We start from the raw sequence: 21,654 nt of genomic DNA, 5'->3' as shown, positions 1-21,654 counted from the left end.
AAAATGAAAAATATCTTTTTCATCCTGCTCGGAGCTGCCATCTACAGCTTCGGATTTGTCCACTTCAATATTCAAAATGAATTGGGCGAGGGCGGATTTGCCGGTATTACATTGATTTTGTACTTTATTTTCCATTGGGACCCGGCATTGATGAACTTGCTATTGAACATTCCTTTGTTTTTTATTGGCTGGAAGCTTCTCGGAAGAAAAGTTTTTCTTTACACGATTATCGGCACAGTAGCTGTTTCGGTGTTTCTGAAGATTTTTCTGATCTACGAAATCCAGATCAACTTGCAGAATGATTTATTCCTTGCGGCTTTGTTCGCTGGGGTCTTCGTCGGAGTGGGGCTCGGAATCATTTTCCGTTTTGGCGGCACTACAGGAGGCGTCGACATTTTGGCGCGTTTGGCGCAGAAATACATCGGCTGGAGCATGGGAAAAACGATGTTCCTGTTCGATGCCTGCGTCATTATGCTTTCCTGGCTGACGTTCCTGGATCATCGCTCTATGATGTATACGCTGGTCGCAGTTTTTGTCGGGGCACGTGTCATTGATTTCGTGCAGGAAGGTGCGTACGCCGGCAGAGGCGCTTTGATCATTTCAAATTCTCAGGAAGAAATCGCCAGCCGCATTGCTGTTGAGATGGACCGCGGAATTACCATTCTGCGTGGCTATGGCCATTTCACAAAAGAAGAACGCGAAGTATTGTATTGCGTCGTCGCGAGAAATGAAATTGTCCGTTTAAAGAACATCATCAACTCCGTCGACCCCCACGCCTTTGTTTCCTTAATGGAAGTCCATGATGTCATGGGCGAAGGGTTTACGCTTGATGAGGAAAAACAGCCGATCGGTTAAAAAGCATAGAAAAAACGGCCCTGTAAAAGGGCCGTTTTTTTTTACGAACGATTCATGCTTGTATAGACCAAAATCAGTCGAGCCAATTCAAGAACTGCGACTGCAGTAGCTGCGACATAAGTCATCGCGGCTGCGCTCAGTACTTTTTTCGCATGGCGTTCTTCTTCGTTGCGGATGATGTTATGTGACAGTAATTGGTCCATCGCCCGGCTCGATGCATTAAACTCAACCGGCAAAGTCACCAATTGGAATACCACACCGGCAGCAAGCAGAATGATTCCGATCAATAATGCACCACTCCAAGCCGAGAAGAAACCGATCATGATGAAAACCCAAGACATATTCGATGAAATATTAACGATCGGCACCATGCGATGGCGAAGGCGCAAGAAGGAATAGTCCTCAGCATCTTGAATCGCATGTCCCACTTCGTGAGCGGCTACTGCGGTTCCCGCAACAGAAGCTTCATGGTAGTTGTGGCTGCTGAGTGCCACTGTTTTCGTTAATGGATTGTAATGGTCACTCAACATCCCACGGCTTTCAACGACTTTGATGTTCTGGAGTCCATTGGCATCGAGGATGGTACGTGCTACCTGTGCACCTGTATGGCCGGATGTCGACCGGACTTTCGAATATTTTCCATACGTTCTTTTTAATTTAAATTGTGCCCAAATTGGAATGATCAGCAAAAGGATAAAATAGAAGATATAGCTCATACCCATGTGTAAATCGCACCTCTTTCTTTCTGCTTGATACCTTTATTTTACTTGTGTTAGTCAATATTGGTCAACTGATATGGATTGAGATCGATTCAGATGAGCAACATATAAGGCAAAACTGACACAAGCAATCGATAACCAGAAAGTAAAGTAGCCGATTTGGCTGCTGTATTCACTTAAAGTGCTGTAGATCGGCATCTGTCCAAAGACATAATCGATGACGTCGTTATGCAAAGTCCAAACGGCGGTCAAGGCCACTGCCAGCCAGCCAAAGCGGAAATGCTCAATATACAGCACTGCCTGAAGCGCCATTGCAAAATGGGATGCGATAAGCATCCAGCCCATCCAACCGATGGACCCTGTTTCCCACAGCGTCAGCAAGTTCATGACGACTGCCCACAGACCATATTTAATTAAGGTCACAAAAGCCAAAGCCTCAAACAAACGGCTCCGTTTTCCAATAATCCAGAGTCCCAACACCATCGTAAAAAAGAGACTGGCTGTCGGACTGTCTGGAACGAAAATCAAAAAGATCGGCTCTGTAATCTTCAATTGCCAACCGTACCATATGTATCCATATATCGTACCGCCCAAATTGATGAGGAACAGAAGAATTAGAAAAGGTCGGTACATCAGCCACGTGGAAATCTTAATCGCGAAGGAAAGCATCGTTTTTCTTCCTTTCAAGGTAGAAAAAAAGAGCCGGTTTCCCGGCTCTTTTTTTATTTTTATTATTCAGCTTCAAGGCCTGAAATGAATTCCGATAGGACTTGCAGATCTTCATCTGTTCCGTCCCATGAAGGAGGCATTACTTGAGCCCCGTCTTTTTCAATACCGTTGACAGCAATGTCAGCGATTTCTTCAGGAGACAAGCCAGTTCCGATAAGTGTCGGTCCGACTGCGCCTTCTAAATTGTCGCCATGGCAACTGATACATGCAGCTCCAGAATAAATTTCATATCCCGGGTCCGCTGTATCAATTTCTACTTCCTCCGTAATTTCACCTTGCGCTGCTGCAGCTTCCCAGTCGTGGTTTGCTACCGACTCCCAAGTAAGGAAGATGATAGAAGCTACGGCAAGAAGCATGAAGCCAGTTGGCAAAGGACGTTTCGAAGGACGTCTTTCCGGTCCGCGATCCAAGAATGGTGCTAATGCCAAAGCTCCAAAAGCAAGTCCTGGAACGATGATGGCACCAACCACGTTGTATGGGCCGGAAGCGAATTCGTATTTCAGTAATTGATATAAGAACAAGAAATACCAGTCTGGCAAAGGAATATAAGCTGTATCAGTCGGATCTGCCTGGCCTTCAAGAGGCGACGGATGTGCGACGGTCAAAAGCAGATAACCGATCAAGAAGACTGCACCGATCATCCATTCTTTCAAAAGGAAGTTCGGCCAGAAAGCTTCTGTTTTACCAGGGTATTCGGAGTAATCTTTAGGAACATTCGGCTTACGGAATTCCATACTCGGAACACGCGAATCCCCTACAAATTTCATCCCTTTTCCGCGATGCATAAGTGTTCCCTCCTTAATAAATCCTTGTTGCAGACTAAATTATAGCGGTCCTGAAATACCCTGTCTTCTGATCATGATAAAGTGAGCAGCTAGCAACCCAAGCAAAGCCGCAGGCAAGAAGAAGACGTGGATAGCGAAGAATCGTGTCAAAGTCTGTGCACCAAGGATTGTTGAATCCCCAGCCAATAGAATCTTGATTGATTCACCGATAACCGGTACAGATGCTGCAATTTCAATCCCAACTTTTGTTGCAAATAGAGCTTTCATATCCCATGGAAGCAAGTAACCTGTGAAACTCAATCCAAGGATAACGCCGAATAGCATAACCCCTACGACCCAGTTCAATTCACGAGGTTTCTTATAAGAACCTGTAAAGAATACCCGCAGTGTATGAAGGAAGATCATAACAACTACAAGTGAAGCTCCCCAGTGGTGCATACCACGCACAATTTCTCCAAAAGCAACTTCGTTTTGAAGATAATAAACCGACTGCCAAGCATTTTCAATATCTGGTACATAATACATCGTTAAGAACATACCGGATAAGATCTGAATCACTGTAATGAAAAATGTAAGTCCCCCAAAACAATAAACAAATGCTGAGAAGTGGTGTGCGGGGTTTACGTGCTCAGGTACTTCATGGTCAGCAATATCACGCCAGATAGGCGTAATGTCTAATCGCTCATCAACCCAATCATATAACTTGTTTAGCACTGGTGTCGTACCCCCTAACTATTAAACTAATGTGTTGTCTCTTACTGCACCGATTGCAACAAAGCCATCCTGGTCTCGTACTTCATACTCATCCAGTGGCCCAAGCGGCGGTGTTCCTGCGATGTTCTGTCCGTTTTTCTCATAACGGCCTGCGTGGCATGGACAGAAGAATTGTGTCGGGTTTTCTGTATCGCCCGCCCAGTTCACTGTACAACCTAAATGTTTGCAGACAGGTGAAAGCGCGATTAACTTATCGCCTTCTTTATACACCCAAGCTGAATTCGTTACTTCAGATGTATACCATGCATCAACTTGTTCAAATGCAAAGTCGACACGTACTGGCTCTTCCGTAATATCAGCTACAGCTTGATCAGTTAAAACGAAATCTCCGCCTTCATGTTGCTGAAGTATCGGGTCTACCGCAAAACGAACCATTGGCATCAACATTCCTGCTGCCATAAAGCCACCTACACCAGTTAATGTGTAGCCTAAAAATTGACGTCGTGATACACGATTGTTACTCATCCTTTTCCCCCCTCTAACATTCAAGGTCAGTCCAATGGACATACTCATTCAAATATAATTACTAGGACAACCTAATAATATATCAATCAAATCTTTAGGTCAATATCGCAAAGAGCCTATTCCTGCAGATTGTGAACATTTCATGAATGATGTGACCATTCTTTCATAAATAGCGGCAATACTTGTCTCAACTGGTCTTCCATTACGGATTTCTTAAAAGATTGGTCCATATCTTCGATTGGAATCGCCGGCAGCCATAATACATTTTTTAAACTGTCAATGGTCCGCCATTCGGCATCAGTGGTCAAATAAAACACATGTTTGAACTTTGTCTGCTTTAATTCTTCCGTCAATTCTTCTGCTATCCGCTGGCGATTTGCTATTTTGGCATAAGAAATAGGCGGAAGCAAAAGTATCCGCCCTTTGAATTGTTTCTCCAATAAAGCAGTCAAAGATTGCAGGTATTCAGAAGCACCGGCACTCGACTTCATTCCGGCAGCGCTCATGTCCAACGGAAGAAGCGGAATTACAGCCGTATCGACATAATCCTGCTGGTTCAAATATTGATCGATCTCTTTTCCGAAAAAATGCATAAAGCTATTTCACACTCCATCTTTTTTTAAGGTTTTAAATGCCTGGAGCATAGCCGATAGTTCAAAGAACTTTTCGCGGTCGTTGGCATCCAGTGCTTCATCAATTTGCTTATGAATCGTTTCCTCCTGGAAAATCTGCATACTCTCTTCCAGAATCTTTTCAGCGATTAATTGGTCCTGCTCGCTGACAGAGACATTTTTAGGGATATACGGATTTTCTTCCAAAACCGATAAATACAAGGACGGTGGAGGAATGTTCGGGAAATTCAACTGAACGTATAAATCATCATCTGGATTCAGACGCAGATCGTGGAACGATTTTTCTGCATCTGCTGTCATTAGGTTCCCTTTGTAGAAGCGGAACGGGATTTCTTTTGATTCTGTTGAGGACATGACCATTGCACGTGGACAATAATGCGCTTCTTCAACAAAATGGGTTTTTTCAAGCAGTTCTTCGTTGCTCAACATATAATTAAGAATCCAAATGCATTCGCGTCTTTTCATTTTGTACGATTGCAGAAACCAACGGACGAATTGCTTTTTTTCACCTATCGATACTGAAGCGGTCATGAAATTTCCTCCTTTCATTCAAACGATTGCTGCCAGTCGAACCATTCCGGATTTTCCGGTTCCAGGGCCTGCAGCTCTTTAATCATTTCGAGGGCCGCCCCTCTTTTTCCTTCTTCTATGAGAAATAAAGCGTAGTTTTTAAGGAAAGCCGCATCGTCTTTAAATGACGGGTAAGCTTTCTCGTAATAAACTGTCGCCTGCTGGTAATTTTCAGAGCGCTCGTAAGCTTCCGCGATCATCGGGTAAAGGCCAGCCCAGTCATCGCCGCTTTCAATCACCATTTCTGCAAGTTCCAGAACATCTTCATCCATCTCTTCGCCATGGAAGTAAGACACCAAGGTGTAGATGGCTTCCATGTATTCGGGATCCAATGCGATTGCCTGGCGCAGATGGTTGACTCCTTCTTCGGGTTTGCCGAGTTTCATCGCCAGTTTGCCGGCGAACAAGTATAGTTCCTTATCGAATTCATCACGGCTTATGCCTTCAATTATTGCTTTGTATGCAGCATCATAGTCTTCTGACATATTCAGGCTTTGCGCCTTCAGCAAGTAAGCGGAAAAATAATCCGGATCGATATCGATCAATTCATCCAAACGCCGGACAGCCATTTCATACTGGCGTGTCTGGAAGGCAGCAAATGCTGCCCCGAACAGGACATCCGGAGTTGTTTGGTCTTCCAAGGCTTTTTCATAATGAGGCAAAGCTTCTTCATAAGCAGCTCCTGCACTGTATACTTCAGCAAGCCTTTCGGAAAAGTTGACGCCTTCAATCTCAATATTGCGCCCTTCCAATTCCTGATAGATTTTTGCCGATTCCAGGTATCGCCCCGAATCCAGCAGCAACTCGGCTTTCGCCTGTTGCAGGAGCGGTTCGTCCGGCATAAGCTCTATCGCTTCGTTTAAACGGTTTTCAGCGGCTTCCAGCAAGCCCTGCAACTGGAACAAATCCGCCAGTGTCACCAGCGCCTGAGCATAAAGCTCGTCGTCTTTCGGCACTTCCATCAATGCATTCAACGCATCGTCTTCACGGTCAGCGTCGATCAAAAGGTTCGCACGATCAATGATGAGCTGGGCTTCTTCCGGGAAAATGTACTGCAGATGTTCCAACACTTTGATCGCTTCTTCCACAAAACCGATTTCTGCCAGCCATTCCGACAAACCATATTGCTCATCTGGATCTCCCTGCAGCAAATATTTATCCAGCAATGTGTTCAGGAGATTGGGATCTCCTTGCTTAACGGCATTCTGTATCTCTTCAATATTAGACATCCTATCACCTTTTCCTTCACGTTCTTACTCTCATCCTACACGAAATACCTGCTTTATCATAATAAAAAAACTCTCCAACAGGAGAGTCATTTTGTCAGTAAATTCAAATGTTCAAAGAAATTAGGGTAAGAAATCGATATGCATTCCGGATCATCGATTACGACTTCTCCAGATGCAGCCAAAGCACCGATTGCAGCCATCATGCCAAGGCGGTGGTCTCCGTAGGAAGTCATTTCTGCTCCAGTTAGAGCAGTCGGCCCTTGAATGATCATGCCATCTTCTGTCGCTTCGATATTCGCTCCCATTTTTGTCAATTCCTTGACGACTGCAGCGATGCGGTCGGTTTCTTTAACCCGGAGTTCTTCTGCGTCTTTAATGACCGTCGTTCCTTCTGCCTGCGTCGCAATCAGGGCAATCAGCGGAATCTCGTCAATCAATCGAGGAATCAGCTCTCCACCGATTTCTGTACCTTTTAACTTGCTGGAATAGACGGTTACGTCCGCAGAACGTTCTCCCTCCGTATCGTTTTCCACCAGCTCGAAAGAGGCGCCCATTTTTTCGATTACATCCAGAATGCCGGTACGTGTCGGATTGATGCCGACATTCTTCAACGTCACTTTGCTGTTTTCTGTAACCAAGGCAGCCCCGATCATGAACGCAGCGGACGAAATGTCGCCAGGCACTTGAACATGGGCAGCCGTCAACTTTTGGCCGCCCTCCAACTTGATCAGCTGGTTTTCACGTGTAATCGTCGCTCCGAAATGTTCCAGCATAATTTCAGTGTGATCACGTGAAGCGATCGGCTCGTGAATGACCGTTTTTCCTTCTGCCTTCAATGCAGCCAGCAAGATAGCGGATTTCACTTGCGCACTGGCAACTGGCAACGTGTAGTCAATCGCTTTAAGAGCCGTTCCTTGTACCGCTAGAGGCGTATACTGGCCATCCATACGACCGCGAATGTCTGCACCCATTTCACGCAGTGGATTAATAATGCGTTTCATCGGGCGTTTGGCGATCGACTCATCACCGGCGAGCACAGAATGAAATGAAGTTCCCGCCAACAGCCCAAGCATCAAGCGCGTCGTAGTTCCAGAGTTCCCGGTATCCAGCACTTCAGAAGGCTCTTTCCACGAATCTTCGCCTTCACTCTGGATTGTCACGACTTCATCCGAAATGTCAATTTTCACTCCCAGCTTTTGAAAGCAGGATATGGTGCTTAAACAATCATCTCCCATCAGGAAGCCTTTCACTGTGGTGGTACCCGAAGCCATAGAACCGAACATGATGGCGCGGTGGGAGATGGATTTGTCCCCGGGCACTTGAATGCTGCCTGTCAGGGAAGGTTTTTTATATGCTAACGATAATGCCATGGGCGTATCCGTCCTTTCAGGAAATATACGAATCGTAAACTGTCCGTGCCGAAATGCATTTTTGTGCACGGGCACGGTCTTCCGCTGTCTGGAAACTGATGACGAGAATACCGAATACGTCTTCGCGTGTTTCCAAAATCCGCAGATTGACGATGCTGATCTGTTCTTCAGCCAGGTAACCCGTCAATTCTGAAATGCTTCCCGGAACATCGGGGATATCAATATACAAATCAAATACAGAAAACATGGCACCATGCCCCGCTATCGGCAATTCATCACGAACCGTTTTGGCATGCGAAAAGAATTGTTGAATCGGTTCAGGATCGTTTTTCACGAGCATATCCTTTAGTTGATCCATCTGTTCCATCCAATTGTTCAATTGCTGGACGATCATGGTATTGTTTTGTGTGGTGATATCGCGCCACATTTCCGGGTTCGATGAAGCAATCCGTGTTGTATCACGGAACCCACCGGCAGCCAATTGCCGTGCAAAAGGAAATTTCTCCTCTTGATCCAATTGATGCACTAAAGAAGCAGCAATCAAATGGGGGAAGTGGCTGACAATGGCTGTCATGTGGTCGTGTTCTTCTGCTGACAGCACTTCGATTTTTGCTTTTGTGGCAACCAATAGGCCTTTCAATAGCTGGAGGCTCTTGCCATCAGCTTTATCCCCGGGCGTCAGGATGTAGAAGGCATTTTCAAATAAGACATCCTTGGCTGCTTCTACACCGCTTTTATGCGAACCCGCCATTGGATGGCCGCCAATAAAGACATGATCCAGATTTTTAGCTGATTCCATGATTTGGATTTTCGTGCTGCCAGTATCCGTCAAAATAACGTCTTTTTTCAAATCCCAGTATTTGCTTTGTTCCATCAACTTGATTGTGGCACCGACCGGCGTAGCAAAAACAATAACGTCCGCTTCAGAAGCAGCCTGTTCAAGAGATGGCGGAGAACTATGTATAATGCCCATTTTAAAAGCTTTTCTAGCCGTTAAAGCGTCGGCATCGTATCCTGCCACATGGACATCGCTGTTGCGCTGCAGTGCTTTAGCCAACGATCCGCCAATCAAGCCCAGGCCGATGATCAAAATATGTGTTGTCACGTGGAACTCACCTGGCTTTTAGCCGTCAAATCCGGACGCAATTTTGTTGCTTCATTTAAATAAACATGATGGATTTCCTTTTGGCTTAACTCTGTATTGACATGCATCATGACTCGGATGCATAAAGGCATGCTGCCTGGAACATCCATTTCATGTGTGCACATGACCGGCACAAAATTCCACTCATCAATGGTGCGTACAGCTTTAGCAGGAAAAGCAGATGAAATATCTGTCGTAGTCGAAATGATCACAGAAGCAACGTGGTCAGGTTCGATTTTGTTTTCCCTCGCAATTTCCAGCACCAGGCGTCTGGTTTCTTGCAGGACTTCCTCCGGCTGGTCTGCCGAAACTGTGATTGCTCCTCTTACTCCACGTATCATCAAATCACCTCTTCTATCTGTAGGATTAATTTTTCATAGGCGGATCTTGCCCGCTGCTCCTCCACTTTTTCCACAAACGGCATTCCCGTCTGTTTAAGGAGAACAAAATTCAATATCCCCTGTGAAGACTTTTTGTCTTTTTTCATGTAAGGCAATAACGCATCAAATCGGATGTCCTTTACTATATGAAGCGGATAGCCGTTTTCATGTGCCCATCGGATGTAGTCATCCAATTTTTCGTGCTCGGACAATAACAAGGCATAGGACATGCCCAGAACCACAGCTTCTCCGTGGGTGATATTGCCATAACCCAAATGGCCTTCTAGAGCATGTGCCAGCGTATGGCCGAAGTTGAGGTATTTCCGGACGCCGCCTTCAAATTCATCTTCTTCGACAATAGCCGCTTTCACAGCAATGCCTTTTTCCAGGTGTTGGTTCAATTCTTCCCGAGCCATATCTTTGAAGTCACGGATAGCCAAAAGCTCCTCCAACCATGTTCCATTGGAGATAAAAGCATGTTTGATCACTTCAGCCATGCCGGACCGCACTTCACCGGGAGGCAAGGTTTCGAGCAGCTTGCTGTCATATAAAACAGCTTTCGGCTGGTAGAACGTCCCGATCATGTTTTTGCCGAGTTCATGGTTGATGGCTGTTTTTCCGCCTACCGCACTGTCATGGGCCAAAATGGTGGTGGGGAGTTGGATGAATGGAATACCCCGCATGAACGTTGAAGCGACAAACCCGGCCACGTCGCCTGTTGCGCCTCCTCCAAATGCCATGAGCAATGAATTTCTCGAACAATTTTCGGATAAGAGGAAACTATGGCAAGCCATGAAGGTTTCGACGGATTTTGCGGCTTCACCCGACGGCACCGTCAACACACGGACATCCCACTCTTTCAAAAAATCCAATAGATACTGCAAATGCAGTTCCGCCACCTGTTCATCCGCTATGACCACAATGCGGTCTGCTGCATCCAGCAAAGGGCGGTATTCATTGGCAAACAACCCGAATGCTCCTGCTCCGATATGGACTGTATAAGGATGGTCAGCTTCGACCCGCAATTGCTTCATGCTTAAAACTCCTTCGTGTAATTCATGTAATTTTTCAAGTTATCGATCAGGCGCGGCATTTGGTCTGCATCAAATTGATCCAGTAAAGCGTTCGCCACTTCCCACGCTACAACGTGTTCAGCAACGATGGAAGCTGCCGGAACGGCACAGCTGTCCGAGCGTTCAATGCTTGCCTGGAACGGTTCTTTTGTTTCGATATCGACACTATTCAATGGTTTGTATAAAGTCGGGATCGGTTTCATGACGCCTCTGACGATAATCGGCATCCCGGTCGTCATGCCGCCTTCGAATCCACCCAGGTTATTGGTTTTACGCGTATAGCCATTTTCTTCATCCCACAGGATTTCGTCATGCACTTCGCTGCCGGGTTTTCTGGCCATTTCAAAGCCTAAGCCGAATTCCACCCCTTTAAAAGCATTGATGCTCATGATGGCCGCCGCCAGTTTTGCATCCAGCTTGCGGTCGTAATGCACATAGCTGCCGATTCCGGCCGGCATGCCTTCTACAATCACTTCTACTGTCCCGCCGATGGAATCGCCGTTCTTTTTGGTTTGGTCAATCAAATCCGTCATCTGTTTTGTGACGGAAGGATCCGCACAATACACCGCATCATTTTCAACGATGTCACGGATTTCATCTGCAGACTTTCCAAGATAGCTTTCCGGATTCACTTTGATTCCGCCAATTTCTGTTACGTGCGAGACGATTTTAATGCCCAGTTCAGCAAGCAATTGCTTCGCTACTGCACCAACTGCCACACGGACAGTCGTTTCGCGCGCTGACGACCGCTCCAGGACGTTTCGGAGATCCCGGTGGCCATACTTCATACCACCGTTTAAATCAGCGTGGCCGGGACGTGGGCGCGTGATTTGGCGCTTTACTTCTTCTGTATCTTCAATTGGTTCAATCCCCATGATGGAAGTCCAATGTTTCCAATCGTCATTTTTGACGACTAAAGCGACAGGAGAGCCCAATGTCTTGCCGTGTCGAACGCCGGAAACGATCTCCACCGTATCCTTCTCGATCTGCATCCGTCTTCCGCGGCCATGTCCGCCTTGGCGTCTTTTCAATTCTTTATTGACCATCTCCGCCGTCAAAGGCAATTGCGCCGGCAACCCCTCTATGATGGCAGTCAATTGCGGACCGTGTGATTCTCCTGCTGTTAAATAACGCATTTACGCTTTCTCCCTTCAACGTGCTAAAGTATTTATGTATCACTATACCATAAGGCATTTCTTCAATTCTATATGAAATTCAGATAAAGTGAAACTTCAATCAATTGAGAATTTTTACCTTCATGAATTGTTCATTTCAACCAATTAAAAAAATAGAGCCAACCCCAAACCAGGACGGCTCTATCATCAAATAAAAAAAAGCAGCTAGGCTGCTTTTAACAGGTTGGATTAGTTAACCCAGCTGTTGATTGTTTTTTCGTATGAAACCAATTCTTCTTCTTTGAAGAACAAGCCGATTTCACGTTCTGCGCTTTCAGCAGAATCTGAACCGTGAATCATGTTTTTGCCGACAGTGACTGCGAAGTCTCCGCGGATTGTTCCTGGAGCCGCATCTTTAGGGTTTGTAGCGCCCATCATCTGACGTGCAGTCAAAATCACGTTTTCGCCTTCCCAAACCATTGCGAATACAGGACCTGAAGTGATGAATTCAACCAATTCTCCGAAGAATGGACGTTCTTTGTGTTCGCCGTAATGCTCTTCAGCCAATTCAGTAGGGATCTGCATCAATTTAGCACCAGCCAAATGATATCCTTTTTTCTCGAAACGTGCGACGATTTCTCCGATTACGTTGCGTTGAACGCCATCCGGTTTAACCATTAAAAATGTTTTTTCCAATGTAAACACTCCTCTATTAAAAGCTCGGGCTTTTTGCCCACCTTAAAAAATACTATCATTGTCGGCTCATTTGTCAACCAGCAACTTAAAAATTGCGCTTGCCGATGAAATACGCGATTTTGCGCATGGTCTTCACCGCTTTCCCTTTAGGCAAAAAGGAAAGTTCCCGCAAGGCTTTCTCCAAATAACGGTCACTCATGGCCTTCGCTTCTTCAATGGCAGAGCTGCTGCGAATCGTATCGACAATCATCAGCCGATCTTCATTGCTGAGCTCCTTATTGAGGTTAGCTTTCAGCATGGCATAGATTTCCGTATCTTTTCGTGCGCATAAAATCGGCAAAGTGATATTGCCTTGTATAAAGTCACTGCCAGCCGGTTTCCCCAACTCTTCATCCGTTGAAGTGAAATCAAGGATGTCATCGATAATCTGGAACGACATGCCAATAAAGTAACCAAAGCGGCGCAAATGCGCTGCGGTCTTTTCATCCGTACCTGACACCAATGCCCCTAATTCACAGCTTGATGAAATGAGTAGGGCCGTCTTCCGTTTGATACGCCGAAAATAATCCCGCAAGTTTTGATCAAGCTTGTACTTATCCTTGATCTGAATAATCTCACCCCGGCAAACTTCAATGAGCGTTTTAGAAAGAATCTCATGGATGCGAGGCGATTCAATTTCCGTAATTCGTTCCAATGCACGTGCCAGTATGAAATCACCTGTATACATCGCAACACTGTTGTTCCACTGTGCCTTGACGGTCGGGCGCCCTCTTCGGATCTCCGATTCGTCTATAACGTCATCATGGACCAAAGAAGCCATGTGAATCAGCTCGAGCGGCACAGCTACGCGTTTCATGACGTCTATATTGTAATCGCCAAATTTTCCTGCAAGCAAAACAAAAACAGGTCGGATTCTTTTCCCTCCGGCCTGCAATAAATGAAGAGATGCATCATTTAATAGGAGAGACTCGGAATCCACTGCCTGTTCCAATTCCTTTTCGATCATTTCCAGTTCCGGTCCAAGGTCGGAATAGAGCAATTTCAACTTCATCTTTTCCACTAAAATCCTTCTCCCGCTAATTTACTTTTTTATACCTAGGTGGAGGGCTGCGGCGCCTCCGGTGTAAGGCTTGTATTTCACTTTTTCAAACCCGACTTCTGTAAACAACTTCGCCAATTGTTTCATGCCTGGGAATGTTTTTGCCGATTCCTGCAACCATGAATACTCTTTGTAACTTTTAGCAAAAAGCTTACCGAAAACCGGCATGATGAACCGGAAATAAATTCTGAAAAACGGTTTGAACACGATGTTTTGCGGTTGCGATGTTTCTAGGCATGCAATCATCCCACCCGGTTTCAGCACACGGTGCATTTCGGAAAGGACTTGTCGGTAATCCGGAACATTCCGCAAACCAAAGCCGATTGTCGCAAAATCAAATGAATTATCAGGATATGGCAAAGACATCGCATTTCCTTGGATCAACTTGATCTGAGGCATATCCTTGGTCTTCTCATGTCCGACATTCAGCATATTCTGGCTGAAATCCAGCCCTACCACTTGTCCTGTTTCACCGACTGCTTTACCAAGTGCAATAGTCCAATCAGCCGTTCCGCAACATACGTCAATGGCAGCGGCACCTTTAGGAACCTGCATTTTGTACATGGTATCTTCACGCCATTTGTTATGTTGTTGAAAGCTGATGACCGAATTCATTTGGTCATAGTTCTCGGATATTTTTTCAAATACTTCGTGGACTCTTTGTTCTTTCGTTTTAGGCATATCAGTCATCCTTCTCGGGTCAGCTGCTCAGCTCTATGCTGGTGCGGGGTTATTTGATGGAGCAAATATTTTTCCAGTTCATAATCCAACGAACAGTCAGCAATGGACGTCAAAATTTTCCCATGGAGACTGTCCAGTTTTTCCAGCAGCCAATGCTCTGTATAGATTTCGTGAACAAAACTGGTATTCAATTCGCGCAATGCATGCGAATAGTTTTTAGACTGCAACCGCTGCAATTCATCAGCGTAGCGGATATAAAGCAATGCTTGCTTAGCAAGCGTTTCGTATTCGGTAAAACCATAAAATCGATAAAATGACATTAAAAGTTCTGTTTCAATAATGCTGATGGCATCTTCCACTTCCTCCAGCGGACGAACAACTCCTTCAAAAAAGGATGTTTTCTTTTCGCTCACTTGGATGATAGCTGAAGCCAATCGCTGGACCATCGCAATATTTTTCGTATTGACCAGCATCTGGTAATAAATGCCGCTGTATAAATCTCCAGCCAACACCGTTAGCTGCTGCTCTTTGATAATTGGAGCATCTTCCCTTACTTGATCATGGGCATGCAAAGCGGCATAAACGATGGAAACTGTCTTTGCTGAGGCTTCAATTTCAGGCGACCACTCTTTTCCGTCAAAAAAAGGCAGTAGCAAAAAAAACAAACGGGATTCTTTTACCGATGGACCTTCTGTATATTGATCGAGTGTCCGCTGGCGCACAGCGTCCAAGACTTCAATCCCCATGGAAATAATTTTCGATTGTATTTGGTGTCCATTCATACTGCTTGCTCCATTCATGATTTAGCCATACTACAATAGTATATCACAGGCAAAGCCTTGCCTTCATCCAATATCGTTTATTTTTTAGCGTCACTTTCAACGATACCATGGGCAGAATGAATTTCCGCTTTGCCGCGGATTTTCATAGCTGAAGTATGCTCCGTAAATTGAGCAATCATCACTTCGCCTTTATCCAATTTTTCAGTATGGTGAAATTTTGTGTCATTACCGCGTGTCAGTCCGATTACGTTCACGCCATCTTCTTGGGCGCGAATTACAATGTATTCCGTTTGAGCCATGTCTACACCTGCTTTTCCAATTTAATTCATATTAATGTATGTGATTACTTCTGAACGCTTTATGTCGTCCGTTTCTAAAATGCCGCGTGCAACAGCGGTTACCGTCTTGGATCCTGGCTTCTTAATGCCTCTCATAGTCATGCACATATGTTCTGCTTCAATCATGACGTATACGCCATGCGGGTTTAAGGTTTCCATCAGAGAGTCTGCAATCGTAGAAGTAATGCGTTCCTGCAGCTGCGGGCGTTTAGCGACCGTCTCCACAGCACGAGCCAGTTTGCTTAATCCTGTCACGATTCCGTCGCGAGGAATATAGGCGATATGTGCCTTTCCGAAAAACGGAACAAGATGATGTTCGCACATCGAGTAGAAAGGAATATCTTTAACGAGCACGAGTTCTTCGTGGCCTTCATGAAAAACTGTTTTAAAATATTCTCTTGGATCTTCTTTTAATCCAGAAAATACTTCGGCGTACATCTTAGCTACCCTTTTAGGCGTATCCTGTAATCCTTCTCGGCTTACGTCTTCCCCAACTGCTTCCAAAATCATCGAGACAGCTTTTTCAATTTTATCTAGGTCTACTGTTTGTGCTTTCACATCTATCATTCTGTTTCCTCCTGTTGAAGACGAATCGGTTATTTTTTTGGCAGCAGGATGGCTAACCGGTGGATTTTCTTTGTATGTCAGCAATCTCCACTTGTATGTGCATATTTCTCATTGTACAGCTCCGGCGGCCCGCAGGATGTGGGTCAGGTAACCGTTGCGGCAGGAAGCCGCGGTTTTAGGTTACCTTCCTTAGCCGCCTCCGCTTTTTTCACCGTCTAGCTTCGGCGGCCTGCACCTCGGGTCATAAGCCACTCTGGCTGTGCGGCAAAGTACGCCGCTTCGCCAGATCGTCTTATGCCTGTCGGAGCAGAACGGCCGCCTCCGCTTTTCTCACTGTCTAGCTTCGGCGATCAAACCCTCGGGGTCATAAGCCGTTCCGCCTGTGTGGCAAAGTGCGCCACTTCGGCGGCCCGTCTTATGCCCGTCGGGTTTTGCTCGATCGCCTCCGCTTTTCTCACTGTCTAGCGTCAGGAGCCAGACCCTCGGGGTCATAAGTCAGCCCAGCTGTGCGGCAAAAAACGCCACTCTGCCGGTCTGCCTTATGCCTGTCGGGTCTTAACGGCTCCTTCCGCTTTTCTCACATGAATCGTAGCATACGCACAGGTGTTTCGCAAAATTGTTGACTCAAAAAAAGAATGACTTTTGCAAGATTGTGTCTCGCAAAAGTCATCCTATGTACAGAGGCTAAAGCTTACTTCACTGCGTCTTTAAGCGCTTTACCTGGCTTAAATGCAGGAACTTTGCTTGCAGCGATCTCAATTTCAGCACCAGTTTGTGGGTTACGTCCTTTGCGGGCCGCGCGTTCGCGTACTTCAAAGTTACCGAATCCGATCAACTGTACTTTTTCACCCTTAGTAAGAGCGTCTTGAATCGTCTCAAATGCAGCGTCAACTGCTTTGGCAGCGTCTTTACGAGAAAGTTCAGCTGCTTCAGCAACAGAGTTCACTAATTCTGTTTTGTTCATGCTATTCACCTCCTCTCAAAGGGGATGCAACCATCAATCCTGTAAAAAGAGTATCACATCGAAAATCGCATAGCAACAACAAACAGCCTGCTTTTTCAATAAAACCCCCAAATACTAACAAAATTTTCTAAAAAGGGGTCATTTCTATTAAAAACGCGTCATATCAATGTTTTTTACTCGGTTAAGAATACCGGTTCGTTGTCTTCATTTATAGTGTAGGGAAGTGAATAAGCAGGCACCACTGCATGGTCTTCGTACAGAATAAAGCGAATGTCTTGACCGGCTTCCAGCTCCCCTTCATATTCCTGAAGAGCTGAATAGAGATCCATCGAGTAATCAATATAGACATCTCCGCTGCCCGTAATGACCATCGGCAAATTACGGCCACTGTATGGGCTGACTACTGTCGGTTCTTCCGAGAACCCCATCGCATCGTGATTGAACTTATAAACATTGTCTGCAAGGATTTCAGAAATCGGCGCTTTTCCGCCGTTTGCACTTTTCCGCACATTCACGGATCTGATTGCTTCTGCCGCCTGCAAATCCACAAGTTTTACGGTTGGATTCTCTTCTACATCCATCAGGACATATTGAAAAATGCCGCCCGTTTCAAATGCGTTAGTCGGGACCTCTGCTGTATAATCCGGTACGATTTTCGAAAAATCGATCGGGTACTTAATATATTGGTCCACTTCCATATCCCGAGTTTTGATCGGCAACAAGCCGCCTGATGCACCTCTGTATTGATTTACTGCATTTTGTACGGTAATCAATTGATCCTCATAAGGAATCTGGTTCTCCGCTCTCTCACTTTGCGGATATCCGCAGGCCGTCAAAAAGACGGTAATGAGCAAAAGCAGAATAAACATTGTCGGTTTTTTCATTTTCCTCACCTCAAGCGCCGCCTGTAGGGCCGCTGAATACTATGAATATCATGATAAAGAATCCAAGAATCAGCAAAATGTAAGCAACTAGCGCAAAAATAAATTTAAGGATGCCATTTTTTAACTTGTATCTGCTCAAGTAGATAAAACCCATCGAAATCATCAAAAAAGCAATTCCGGCAAACGATACCCACATTTTATCTAACGCACTCATAAATGCCCGCCTTTCATACTGTTTCAGTCAATAGTATAGCATAAAAAAAGAAGAGGCTGCAGCTTGCACCCTCTTCTTTTGTGACAATTAAAGCAAGTTGATCAAATCTTCCATTTCGTTCTTCTTCATGCGGCCCATCAGCTTTTCAACAGCGTCATCGGTCGACACATTATCGAATAGAACGGCATAAAGTGCAGACGTAATCGGCATCGGAACGTCATAAGCTTTTGATAATTGATACGCTGCTTTCGTCGTCCGTATCCCTTCGACAACCATGCCCATTTCTTCCAGCACTTCGTCCAATGATTTTCCTTTGCCAAGCATGTTTCCTGCCCGCCAGTTACGTGAATGCACACTGGTGCAAGTCACGATCAAATCACCCACTCCGGTCAAACCGGAGAAAGTTAACGGAGTTGCACCCATCTTTACACCGAGGCGTGCAATTTCAGCCAGCCCCCGCGTCATGATAGCAGCTTTGGCGTTGTCGCCGTAGCCCAAGCCGTCTGTGATTCCAACAGCCAGAGCAATGATGTTCTTCAAGGCTCCGCCGATTTCCACACCGATTACATCGGTATTCGTATAAACACGGAAATAATGGTTCATGAACAGATCCTGAATGCGGTTGGCTGCTGCTGTGTTCTCACAGGCAGCCGTAACAGTCGTTGGATGCTCTTGCACCACTTCTTCCGCATGGCTTGGTCCGGACAGGACGACAACATCTTCAATCCATTGCTCCGGAATTTCTTCACGGATCATTTCGCTGATCCGCTTTAGTGAATCCGGTTCGATTCCTTTAGAAACATGGACGAACAGAATTTTCCGATTCAGACTTTTTTTAATGTCCTGGCAGACTTCACGGATGGCTTTGGTCGGAACAGCCAATACATAAATATCTCCATGCTCAACAGCTTCTGATAAATCGCTGGTTGCTTTCAGATTTTCCGGTAGCTGTGTATCTTTCAAATAGCGTTTATTGGTATTCTGGTTAATTTCGTCTGCTTGCTCCTGACGATGTGTCCAGAGCAATAGATCGTGGTTGTTTTGAGCAAGTACATAACTCAACGCAGTTCCCCAGCTTCCTGCTCCAAAAACAGAAACTTTTTCCATAAGATTAAACCACCTTTTTACCTTAAGTACGCGCTCTCGTGATAAGACGAAGCGGAGTTCCTTCAAAATCGAAACTCTCACGAATCCGGTTTTGCAAGAAGCGTTCATAACTGAAGTGCATCATTTCCGGCTCGTTGACAAAGACAACGAATGTCGGAGGCTTGATGGCCACTTGGGTTGCATAATAAACACGCAGACGACGGCCTTTGTCTGATGGTGCCGGGTTCATGGCTACTGCGTCTTCGATCACTTCGTTCAAAATACTCGATTGGATTCGTCTTGAATGGTTGTCATTGACTTTATTGACAATTTCCAAAATATTATGGACGCGCTTGCCGCTGATTGCCGACACAAACATAATCGGTGCATAATCCAGGAACAGGAAATGCTCACGGATTTTGCGTGTCATGACATTCATGGTTTTTTCATCTTTTTCAACAGCATCCCATTTGTTGACAATGATAATGACTGCTTTGCCGGCTTCATGTGCATAACCGGCGATTTTTTTGTCCTGCTCCTGAATGCCTTCTTCTGCGTTCAAGACCACTAAAACAACATCTGAGCGTTCGATGGCACGCAAAGCGCGCAATACACTGTACTTCTCAGTTGTTTCATAAACTTTCCCTTTTTTGCGCATTCCCGCCGTGTCGATAATGACATACGGCTGATCATTGTATTCATATTGCGTATCGATAGCGTCGCGTGTCGTTCCCGCGACTTCGCTCACAATAACGCGTTCTTCCCCTAAAAATGAGTTTACAAGAGAAGATTTGCCGACGTTCGGACGGCCGATCAATGAGAATTTGATGACATCATCCGGATACTCCTCATCGTCTTCGGTCGGAAAGTTTTTGGCCACTTCGTCCAAAAGATCCCCTAGACCCAATCCGTGAGATCCTGAAAGAGGAAAAGGCTCGCCCATTCCCAATGTGTAAAAATCATAGATCAGGTGGCGCATATCGGGATTGTCGATTTTATTGACGGCCAGAATGACCGGTTTTTTTGTACGATAAAGAATTTTGGCTACTTGTTCATCCTGCGTTGTGACACCATCACGCCCATTGACAAGGAAAATGATGACATCCGCTTCGTCCATGGCAATTTCTGCCTGTTGACGGATTTGTTCAAGGAATGGCTCGTCACGAAGATCAATGCCTCCCGTATCTATAATATTAAATTCATGTGTCAGCCAATCTGCCGAGCTGTAAATACGGTCACGCGTTACTCCTGGAATATCTTCCACTATGGAAACCCGTTCTCCTACCACGCGATTAAAAATCGTGGACTTACCAACGTTCGGCCGGCCAACTATTGCTACTACCGGTTTTGACATATAAAATTCATCCTTCCACTTCTGATATGCCTATTATACACGAAAAAGGCGATGGCATCAGTTAAATGTCCATCCCCTTTAAATGTGTAATATTCAGTTTTTCTTCGGGTTTGCATATGAAGCCGGACTAAAGCCTCTGGCACTGAGATACTGCGCCAATTCTCCCGAAATGACCGCAGGACATTTCTGCAGATCCGTCAGGTTTTCAGCTCCGAGAGCCGTCATCATCATCGCTAAGTCTTCATGCAGCGCTTCTATCTCTTCGATCAGCTGCTTTTCGCCTTCTTGCATGGCTGTCTTCAAAAAAGAGCCTGCCAAGCCGACAGCATCCGCACCCAATAAAAAGGCTTTGATCATGTCCTGGGCATCCTGTATGCCACCAGATGCGAGAACCGTCTTTTTAAAGACGCTCTTCACTTCCACAATTGCAGCGGCTGTCGGAATTCCCCAATCTTCAAAATAGGCCAGCTTTCTTCTGCGGCGTTCGTTTTCAATCGAGGCGAAATTCGTGCCGCCAAAGCCACTGACATCAATAGCTGCAACTTCAGTTCCCGCTAATTTTTCAGCCGCTTCCCGGGACATTCCAAAACCTGTTTCCTTAACAATCACCGGGACTTGGAGCTGTTCAGCGATTGCCTGTATGCGGTCGAATGCCCCACGGAAATCACGATCCCCTTCAGGCATCGTCAATTCCTGCACCACATTCAAGTGGATTTGCAGGGCATTGGCTTCGATCATCTCGACTGCTTCCTGTGCCTGCTGGACCGTTGCTTCGCTTCCGAGATTGGCAAATAGGATGCCATGCGGATTTTCTTTCCGCACGATGGCATAAGATTCCCGTTCATTACGGTCTTTAAGTGCCGACATTTGTGATCCGACCGCCATGGCTGCTCCCGTCTCTTTGGCAACTCGCGCAAGCAGGCCATTCAACTGTTCAGTATCTCTGCCTCCGCCACCTGTCATGGCATTAATAAAAACAGGTGATTTCAAGTTCAAATCACCTGTTTTCGGTTTTATGCTGATACTTGATACCGCGCTATCCGGTAAAGCCTGATGCACGAAACGAATATCATTGAACATGTTTTTTTTACTTTGTCCTGTGGATAAAGCATATTGTATATGATCCATTTTACGCTGAGCTCTCGACAT

General features: G+C 45.6%; 26 protein-coding genes. 1 reads left to right on the top strand and 25 read right to left on the bottom strand.

Features of this window, described 5'->3' with window-relative positions; all coding sequences use genetic code 11:
* Nucleotides 1-3 precede the first annotated feature (3 nt).
* Nucleotides 4-855: a YitT family protein gene (locus H9630_RS04415; RefSeq protein WP_191714509.1), complete on the top strand. Its 852-nt coding sequence runs from the start codon at nucleotides 4-6 to the stop codon at nucleotides 853-855.
* A gap of 41 nt (nucleotides 856-896) precedes the next feature.
* Here H9630_RS04415 and H9630_RS04410 read toward each other — a convergent pair whose 3' ends face one another.
* From H9630_RS04410 to fni, 25 genes are all read right to left on the bottom strand, one after another.
* Nucleotides 897-1,577 (bottom strand): zinc metallopeptidase, encoded by a 681-nt coding sequence (locus H9630_RS04410; protein ID WP_191714249.1) that lies wholly within the window; start codon nucleotides 1,575-1,577, stop codon nucleotides 897-899.
* A 54-nt stretch (nucleotides 1,578-1,631) separates the two neighbouring features.
* Nucleotides 1,632-2,243, bottom strand: coding sequence for a DUF1405 domain-containing protein (locus tag H9630_RS04405; RefSeq protein ID WP_191714248.1), 612 nt, complete (start codon nucleotides 2,241-2,243; stop codon nucleotides 1,632-1,634).
* A 62-nt stretch (nucleotides 2,244-2,305) separates the two neighbouring features.
* Entirely contained in the window at nucleotides 2,306-3,088 is a 783-nt protein-coding gene (locus tag H9630_RS04400; protein WP_191714247.1) for a menaquinol-cytochrome c reductase cytochrome b/c subunit, read from the bottom strand.
* A gap of 39 nt (nucleotides 3,089-3,127) precedes the next feature.
* Entirely contained in the window at nucleotides 3,128-3,802 is a 675-nt protein-coding gene (qcrB, locus tag H9630_RS04395) for a menaquinol-cytochrome c reductase cytochrome b subunit (RefSeq protein ID WP_191714246.1), read from the bottom strand.
* 21 nt (nucleotides 3,803-3,823) lie between these two features.
* On the bottom strand, nucleotides 3,824-4,327 hold the full coding sequence (locus H9630_RS04390; RefSeq protein ID WP_191714245.1) for a QcrA and Rieske domain-containing protein: 504 nt from the start codon (nucleotides 4,325-4,327) through the stop codon (nucleotides 3,824-3,826).
* Between the two features lie 140 nt (nucleotides 4,328-4,467).
* The gene (locus tag H9630_RS04385) at nucleotides 4,468-4,920 is read right to left on the bottom strand and encodes a YpiF family protein (RefSeq protein WP_191714244.1); all 453 of its coding nucleotides are present in this window, start codon (nucleotides 4,918-4,920) and stop codon (nucleotides 4,468-4,470) included.
* Between the two features lie 9 nt (nucleotides 4,921-4,929).
* Nucleotides 4,930-5,490: a ReoY family proteolytic degradation factor gene (locus H9630_RS04380; RefSeq protein ID WP_191714243.1), complete on the bottom strand. Its 561-nt coding sequence runs from the start codon at nucleotides 5,488-5,490 to the stop codon at nucleotides 4,930-4,932.
* Nucleotides 5,491-5,504: 14 nt separating this feature from the next.
* On the bottom strand, nucleotides 5,505-6,758 hold the full coding sequence (locus H9630_RS04375; RefSeq protein WP_191714242.1) for a tetratricopeptide repeat protein: 1,254 nt from the start codon (nucleotides 6,756-6,758) through the stop codon (nucleotides 5,505-5,507).
* Between the two features lie 86 nt (nucleotides 6,759-6,844).
* The gene (aroA, locus tag H9630_RS04370) at nucleotides 6,845-8,128 is read right to left on the bottom strand and encodes a 3-phosphoshikimate 1-carboxyvinyltransferase (protein ID WP_191714241.1); all 1,284 of its coding nucleotides are present in this window, start codon (nucleotides 8,126-8,128) and stop codon (nucleotides 6,845-6,847) included.
* A gap of 16 nt (nucleotides 8,129-8,144) precedes the next feature.
* Complete coding sequence (locus tag H9630_RS04365; protein WP_191714240.1) at nucleotides 8,145-9,233, bottom strand: prephenate dehydrogenase; 1,089 nt, start codon at nucleotides 9,231-9,233, stop codon at nucleotides 8,145-8,147.
* Nucleotides 9,230-9,613, bottom strand: a complete 384-nt coding sequence (gene aroH, locus H9630_RS04360; RefSeq protein WP_191714239.1) for a chorismate mutase — start codon at nucleotides 9,611-9,613, stop codon at nucleotides 9,230-9,232. The genes H9630_RS04365 and aroH overlap by 4 nt, the downstream gene beginning before the upstream one ends.
* Nucleotides 9,613-10,686: a 3-dehydroquinate synthase gene (aroB, locus tag H9630_RS04355; RefSeq protein WP_191714238.1), complete on the bottom strand. Its 1,074-nt coding sequence runs from the start codon at nucleotides 10,684-10,686 to the stop codon at nucleotides 9,613-9,615. Before aroB ends, aroH begins: the two co-directional genes overlap by 1 nt.
* A gap of 2 nt (nucleotides 10,687-10,688) precedes the next feature.
* Nucleotides 10,689-11,861, bottom strand: coding sequence for a chorismate synthase (gene aroC / locus H9630_RS04350; RefSeq protein ID WP_191714237.1), 1,173 nt, complete (start codon nucleotides 11,859-11,861; stop codon nucleotides 10,689-10,691).
* A gap of 228 nt (nucleotides 11,862-12,089) precedes the next feature.
* The gene (gene ndk / locus H9630_RS04345) at nucleotides 12,090-12,536 is read right to left on the bottom strand and encodes a nucleoside-diphosphate kinase (RefSeq protein WP_191714236.1); all 447 of its coding nucleotides are present in this window, start codon (nucleotides 12,534-12,536) and stop codon (nucleotides 12,090-12,092) included.
* An 85-nt stretch (nucleotides 12,537-12,621) separates the two neighbouring features.
* The gene (gene hepT, locus H9630_RS04340) at nucleotides 12,622-13,596 is read right to left on the bottom strand and encodes a heptaprenyl diphosphate synthase component II (RefSeq protein ID WP_191714235.1); all 975 of its coding nucleotides are present in this window, start codon (nucleotides 13,594-13,596) and stop codon (nucleotides 12,622-12,624) included.
* 21 nt (nucleotides 13,597-13,617) lie between these two features.
* On the bottom strand, nucleotides 13,618-14,316 hold the full coding sequence (locus H9630_RS04335; protein WP_191714234.1) for a demethylmenaquinone methyltransferase: 699 nt from the start codon (nucleotides 14,314-14,316) through the stop codon (nucleotides 13,618-13,620).
* A gap of 5 nt (nucleotides 14,317-14,321) precedes the next feature.
* Complete coding sequence (locus H9630_RS04330) at nucleotides 14,322-15,098, bottom strand: heptaprenyl diphosphate synthase component 1 (protein WP_191714233.1); 777 nt, start codon at nucleotides 15,096-15,098, stop codon at nucleotides 14,322-14,324.
* 77 nt (nucleotides 15,099-15,175) lie between these two features.
* Nucleotides 15,176-15,397 (bottom strand): trp RNA-binding attenuation protein MtrB, encoded by a 222-nt coding sequence (gene mtrB / locus H9630_RS04325; RefSeq protein ID WP_142826459.1) that lies wholly within the window; start codon nucleotides 15,395-15,397, stop codon nucleotides 15,176-15,178.
* A gap of 21 nt (nucleotides 15,398-15,418) precedes the next feature.
* Nucleotides 15,419-16,003: a GTP cyclohydrolase I FolE gene (folE, locus tag H9630_RS04320; RefSeq protein WP_191714232.1), complete on the bottom strand. Its 585-nt coding sequence runs from the start codon at nucleotides 16,001-16,003 to the stop codon at nucleotides 15,419-15,421.
* A 691-nt stretch (nucleotides 16,004-16,694) separates the two neighbouring features.
* On the bottom strand, nucleotides 16,695-16,967 hold the full coding sequence (locus H9630_RS04315; RefSeq protein WP_006829858.1) for an HU family DNA-binding protein: 273 nt from the start codon (nucleotides 16,965-16,967) through the stop codon (nucleotides 16,695-16,697).
* Nucleotides 16,968-17,140: 173 nt separating this feature from the next.
* Nucleotides 17,141-17,851, bottom strand: coding sequence for a hypothetical protein (locus H9630_RS04310; RefSeq protein ID WP_191714231.1), 711 nt, complete (start codon nucleotides 17,849-17,851; stop codon nucleotides 17,141-17,143).
* A gap of 10 nt (nucleotides 17,852-17,861) precedes the next feature.
* Complete coding sequence (locus H9630_RS04305; RefSeq protein WP_191714230.1) at nucleotides 17,862-18,065, bottom strand: DUF2768 domain-containing protein; 204 nt, start codon at nucleotides 18,063-18,065, stop codon at nucleotides 17,862-17,864.
* Between the two features lie 87 nt (nucleotides 18,066-18,152).
* Nucleotides 18,153-19,172 carry an NAD(P)H-dependent glycerol-3-phosphate dehydrogenase gene (locus H9630_RS04300; protein WP_191714229.1) on the bottom strand — a complete coding sequence of 340 codons (1,020 nt, stop codon included), beginning with the start codon at nucleotides 19,170-19,172 and terminating at the stop codon, nucleotides 18,153-18,155.
* Nucleotides 19,173-19,194: 22 nt separating this feature from the next.
* Nucleotides 19,195-20,505 carry a ribosome biogenesis GTPase Der gene (gene der, locus H9630_RS04295; RefSeq protein WP_191714228.1) on the bottom strand — a complete coding sequence of 437 codons (1,311 nt, stop codon included), beginning with the start codon at nucleotides 20,503-20,505 and terminating at the stop codon, nucleotides 19,195-19,197.
* Between the two features lie 93 nt (nucleotides 20,506-20,598).
* Nucleotides 20,599-21,633 carry a type 2 isopentenyl-diphosphate Delta-isomerase gene (fni, locus tag H9630_RS04290; protein ID WP_318247977.1) on the bottom strand — a complete coding sequence of 345 codons (1,035 nt, stop codon included), beginning with the start codon at nucleotides 21,631-21,633 and terminating at the stop codon, nucleotides 20,599-20,601.
* Nucleotides 21,634-21,654 lie beyond the last annotated feature (21 nt).

This window comes from Planococcus wigleyi (assembly GCF_014836985.1).
Lineage (GTDB): Bacteria > Bacillota > Bacilli > Bacillales_A > Planococcaceae > Planococcus > Planococcus notacanthi.
This window is presented reverse-complemented; position numbering and strand designations above follow the sequence as displayed.

Bases quoted from the DNA above. Each gene is read 5' to 3' on its own strand.
- H9630_RS04415 (WP_191714509.1), top strand. From the start codon at position 4: ATGAAAAATATCTTTTTCATCCTGCTCGGAGCTGCCATCTACAGCTTC.
- H9630_RS04410 (WP_191714249.1), bottom strand. From the start codon at position 1,577: ATGGGTATGAGCTATATCTTCTATTTTATCCTTTTGCTGATCATTCCA.
- H9630_RS04405 (WP_191714248.1), bottom strand. From the start codon at position 2,243: ATGCTTTCCTTCGCGATTAAGATTTCCACGTGGCTGATGTACCGACCT.
- H9630_RS04400 (WP_191714247.1), bottom strand. From the start codon at position 3,088: ATGCATCGCGGAAAAGGGATGAAATTTGTAGGGGATTCGCGTGTTCCG.
- H9630_RS04390 (WP_191714245.1), bottom strand. From the start codon at position 4,327: ATGAGTAACAATCGTGTATCACGACGTCAATTTTTAGGCTACACATTA.
- H9630_RS04385 (WP_191714244.1), bottom strand. From the start codon at position 4,920: ATGCATTTTTTCGGAAAAGAGATCGATCAATATTTGAACCAGCAGGAT.
- H9630_RS04380 (WP_191714243.1), bottom strand. From the start codon at position 5,490: ATGACCGCTTCAGTATCGATAGGTGAAAAAAAGCAATTCGTCCGTTGG.
- H9630_RS04375 (WP_191714242.1), bottom strand. From the start codon at position 6,758: ATGTCTAATATTGAAGAGATACAGAATGCCGTTAAGCAAGGAGATCCC.
- aroA (WP_191714241.1), bottom strand. From the start codon at position 8,128: ATGGCATTATCGTTAGCATATAAAAAACCTTCCCTGACAGGCAGCATT.
- aroH (WP_191714239.1), bottom strand. From the start codon at position 9,613: ATGATACGTGGAGTAAGAGGAGCAATCACAGTTTCGGCAGACCAGCCG.
- aroB (WP_191714238.1), bottom strand. From the start codon at position 10,686: ATGAAGCAATTGCGGGTCGAAGCTGACCATCCTTATACAGTCCATATC.
- aroC (WP_191714237.1), bottom strand. From the start codon at position 11,861: ATGCGTTATTTAACAGCAGGAGAATCACACGGTCCGCAATTGACTGCC.
- H9630_RS04335 (WP_191714234.1), bottom strand. From the start codon at position 14,316: ATGCCTAAAACGAAAGAACAAAGAGTCCACGAAGTATTTGAAAAAATA.
- H9630_RS04330 (WP_191714233.1), bottom strand. From the start codon at position 15,098: ATGAATGGACACCAAATACAATCGAAAATTATTTCCATGGGGATTGAA.
- mtrB (WP_142826459.1), bottom strand. From the start codon at position 15,397: ATGGCTCAAACGGAATACATTGTAATTCGCGCCCAAGAAGATGGCGTG.
- folE (WP_191714232.1), bottom strand. From the start codon at position 16,003: ATGATAGATGTGAAAGCACAAACAGTAGACCTAGATAAAATTGAAAAA.
- H9630_RS04315 (WP_006829858.1), bottom strand. From the start codon at position 16,967: ATGAACAAAACAGAATTAGTGAACTCTGTTGCTGAAGCAGCTGAACTT.
- H9630_RS04310 (WP_191714231.1), bottom strand. From the start codon at position 17,851: ATGAAAAAACCGACAATGTTTATTCTGCTTTTGCTCATTACCGTCTTT.
- H9630_RS04305 (WP_191714230.1), bottom strand. From the start codon at position 18,065: ATGAGTGCGTTAGATAAAATGTGGGTATCGTTTGCCGGAATTGCTTTT.
- H9630_RS04300 (WP_191714229.1), bottom strand. From the start codon at position 19,172: ATGGAAAAAGTTTCTGTTTTTGGAGCAGGAAGCTGGGGAACTGCGTTG.
- der (WP_191714228.1), bottom strand. From the start codon at position 20,505: ATGTCAAAACCGGTAGTAGCAATAGTTGGCCGGCCGAACGTTGGTAAG.
- fni (WP_318247977.1), bottom strand. From the start codon at position 21,633: ATGGATCATATACAATATGCTTTATCCACAGGACAAAGTAAAAAAAAC.